Source organism: Succinivibrio sp., assembly GCF_045124615.1.
In the GTDB taxonomy this organism is placed as follows: Bacteria; Pseudomonadota; Gammaproteobacteria; order Enterobacterales; family Succinivibrionaceae; genus Succinivibrio; species Succinivibrio faecicola.
The window spans coordinates 1-3835 of the sequence record NZ_JBGVMC010000365.1; the positions used below are offsets into that span (position 1 = coordinate 1).

At 38.1% G+C, this 3835-nt stretch carries 4 protein-coding genes; 1 reads left to right on the forward strand and 3 read right to left on the reverse strand.

All coding sequences use genetic code 11. The annotated features are described in order from the left end of the window. From ACJML3_RS09670 to aspS, 3 genes are all read right to left on the reverse strand, one after another. Nucleotides 1-472: RNA polymerase sigma factor region1.1 domain-containing protein (locus ACJML3_RS09670; protein WP_406022747.1), on the reverse strand; the 472-nt coding region annotated here is incomplete at its 3' end. 133 nt (nt 473-605) lie between these two features. Beyond that, nucleotides 606-1361: a YebC/PmpR family DNA-binding transcriptional regulator gene (locus ACJML3_RS09675; protein WP_288135619.1), complete on the reverse strand. Its 756-nt coding sequence runs from the start codon at nt 1359-1361 to the stop codon at nt 606-608. Nucleotides 1362-1389: 28 nt separating this feature from the next. After that, nucleotides 1390-3153, reverse strand: coding sequence for an aspartate--tRNA ligase (gene aspS, locus ACJML3_RS09680; RefSeq protein WP_406022750.1), 1764 nt, complete (start codon nt 3151-3153; stop codon nt 1390-1392). Nucleotides 3154-3498: 345 nt separating this feature from the next. Here aspS and ACJML3_RS09685 point away from each other — a divergent pair. Further along, on the forward strand, nt 3499-3835 hold a 337-nt coding region (locus tag ACJML3_RS09685), incomplete at its 3' end, for a transporter substrate-binding domain-containing protein (protein ID WP_406022749.1).

The window sequence follows — 3835 nt, forward strand, 5'->3', positions numbered from 1 at the left end:
CAGATAAAGGATCCTGGGTCATCTCATAACGAGCAAAAAGCTCTTCCATTGCTTCTGGATATTCAACAAGACACAACTGAACTTCTGAAGTACCCTTCTCTATACGCTTAGAGATTTCAATCTCATCTTTTCTTGTAAGAAGAGATACATTACCCATCTCACGCATATACATACGTACAGGATCTGTTGTTCTTCCAATATCAACTGAGCTGTCAAGCTGATTTGCTACAACTTCCACATCTTCAGTATCAGATGTTGAATTACCATTTAAAAGAAGATCATCTGCCTCAGGAGGAGTTTCACAGACTGTAATACCCATGTCTATGAAGGTCTGAATGAAGACTGATAACTGATCACCGCTGATAATATCAGGTGGAATAAGATCGTTAATCTCTTCAATAGTTAAGTATCCTTGATCTTTTCCTTTGGCAATTAATTGTTTAAATTCTGTACTTGCTGAATTATTATCCATTCTCTAATTTTTCCTGGATTACTTGTCTTTTATAGTGACGAAATGGGTAAGAGTTTCCTCCTGCCCATTATCGTAATATTTATATATAGGTTATGAATTCAGAAAAAGCAAAATATTTTTGCTAAATAATGAATTAAACCTCAAGATCATCAGGGAATGATGCATTGTGATATACATTCTGAACATCATCAAGATCTTCAAGAGCATCAATCATCTTCATGCATCTTGCAGCGGTATCACCTTCTAACTCAGCTTCTGTTGATGGAACCATTGAAACTTCTGCATTAACTGGCTTTAAACCAGCCTTTTCAAAAGCCTCAACTACATCAGCAAAAGCCTCTGGAGCTGTATAGATATCGATTGAACCATCATCATTAGTTACAACATCATCTGCACCAGCTTCAAGACCGATATCCATTGCCTTTTCCTCGTCAACTTCAATCTTACCGTCCTCGTCTGGAGCAAAGCTGATTACGCCCTTCTTGGTGAATAAGTAACCTACAGAGCCAGAAGTACCCAGGTTGCCACCAAACTTGGTGAAAGCATGACGAACCTCAGATGCTGTTCTGTTGTGGTTGTCAGTCATGCACTCAACCATAACTGCAACACCGCCAACGCCATAACCTTCATAAGTGATGTTCTCTAAATCAGAACCTTCACCACCACCAACACCACGCTCAATAGCTCTCTTGATGGTGTCACGGGTCATGTTCTGTGCTAATGCAGCAACAACTGCAGAACGTAAACGAGGATTTGAAGACTCATCACCGCCACCCATTTTTGCAGCAGTTGTGATTTCACGGATCAGCTTAGTGAATACCTTACCACGCTTTGCATCCTGTGCAGCCTTACGGAATTTAATATTGGCCCATTTTGAATGTCCTGACATTTTTATCTCCTGTTTTTAGCGCATTAGGCTATTTTTCAATATCTGTTACAGCAATTGCAAGCTCGGTTAAAGCATCGTCATTTGCTAAATTTGGTGCATCTGTCATTAAACATGATGCTGCTGTTGTCTTAGGGAATGCAATAACATCTCTGATGTTATCAGTACCAGTTAGAAGCATTGTTACTCTATCTAAACCAAATGCTAAACCAGCATGTGGAGGAGCACCGAATGATAAAGCATCTAATAAGAAGCCAAATTTCTCTCTTGCCTCTTGCTTTGAGATACCAAGTACTGTGAATACAGCATTCTGCATATTCTCATCATAGATACGAACTGAACCACCACCTGACTCATAACCGTTAATTACAAGATCGTATGCATCTGCATATACAGACATAGGATCAGCAATTAACTGCTCTGGAGTTACATTCTTTGGTGCTGTAAAAGGATGATGCATTGCAGTCAGACCAGCCTCTTCAGTCATCTCAAACATTGGGAAGTCAACAACCCATAATGCCTTATAACCATCTGCCACAAGATTTGCATCTCTTGCAGTCTGAAGTCTTAATGAACCCATAGCTGTAGCAACCTTTACTCTCTTGCCACATCCGATGAAGATCATGTCACCATCTTTTGCACCAGTTGCTTTTACAATAGCATTTAGCTCCTGCTCATTTGTAAACTTGGCAAATGATGCCTTAATGCCTTCAAGCCCCTGTGAAACAGAATTAACCTTTACATAAAGCAGACCTGATAAACCAAGCTTCTTTACATAATCTGTATATGCATCAATATTCTTTCTTGTAAGTGAAGCACCAGAAGGAAGAGCAAATGCAACAACTCGACTTGTCTTATCGTTTGCAGCTTCACTTAAAACTGAGAATGATGAATTCTTTACAACATCATCAATTAGCTTTAGCTCAAAGTCGATTCTTAAATCAGGTTTATCAGAACCGAATCTGTCCATAGCCTCATCCCATGTCATTACAGGAAGAGTACCTAAATCAACATTCTTGATTTCAAGGAACAGCTTGCGGATCATTTCTTCCATTACTGATCTAACATCATCAGATGACATAAATGAGGTTTCAACATCGATCTGTGTGAACTCAGGCTGTCTGTCTGCTCTTAAATCCTCATCTCTAAAGCACTTTACAATCTGATAATAACGATCATAACCTGCAATCATCAGAAGCTGCTTGAAAAGCTGTGGTGACTGAGGCAGTGCGTAGAATTTACCATGATGAATTCTTGATGGAACAAGATAATCTCTAGCGCCTTCAGGTGTTGCCTTTGTAAGCATTGGAGTTTCTATATCCAAAAAGCCATGCTCATCGAGGAAATGTCTTACAAAGTGAGTAATCTTTGCTCTGGTTACTAACTTCTCAACCATCTCTGGTCTGCGTAAATCAAGGTATCTGTAGCGCAGTCTCTGCTCTTCTGTATTATCCTGATTGAAATCTAATGGAAGTACACCAGCCTTGTTAAAGATCTTTAGTTCTTTTGCGTATACTTCTATTTCACCGGTAGCCATCTTCTTGTTTTTCTGATCGTCAGGACGTGCCTTGACACAGCCCTTTACACAGATACAGAACTCATTTCTTAAAGTTGAAGCCAACTGATGAAGCTGCTCATTGTCAGGTTCAAAAACGACCTGAACAATTCCTGTTCTATCTCTTAAATCGATGAAAATCAGACCACCAAGATCACGTCTGCGGTTAACCCAGCCGCATAAGGTAACATCAGTGTCCTTATTGCTTAAATTTACATTACCACAGTAAATTGAACGCATTGACATATAAAAGCCTCTTCGTTTAGGCGCATAAAATTTAGCACCGCATAAAAACGGCACTATACATAATCACTAAAATTACAATATTATAAAATCTTTGCTGAATATAAGCAATATTTGCACTAATTGAATCGGCATTATGCTCTAGCTTTGCTGCAGTTATGTTAAAACTGAAGCCTCTGGAAAACTATCGGCATGATATCTAAATGAGCATATTTATTTCATACTCAAATAATTATTGTTACCTTAGATTTTATTTAACGCTGTATCACAAATTCATCGTTAATTCAGACCTATAAACAATAAATTAAGTTATATTGTTAAGAACTAAACTAAAGGTGGTATGTGCTTAAATATATAAATGCTTTCTCGTTGTTTATGATCCTTGTAATAGTCGCAATTTACGGCTACACAAAAGTTTTCAAGGATACAAAGACTGTTTATGTGGGTATTGATGGATATCTTCCACCATTTAGCTCAACAAACTCATATGGAGAAAGTCAAGGATACAGTGTCGATATTATAAGACAGCTGACTGATACACTGGATATGAATATCAAATTTCGTATCGTTCCTTTTAGCTCTCTAAACGACTGTATTAAAAATCGTACAGTTGATATTGTAATTGCACCTTTTGATACCTCAAAAGAAAAGATAGAAACTTATTCAGAGTACACTCTTC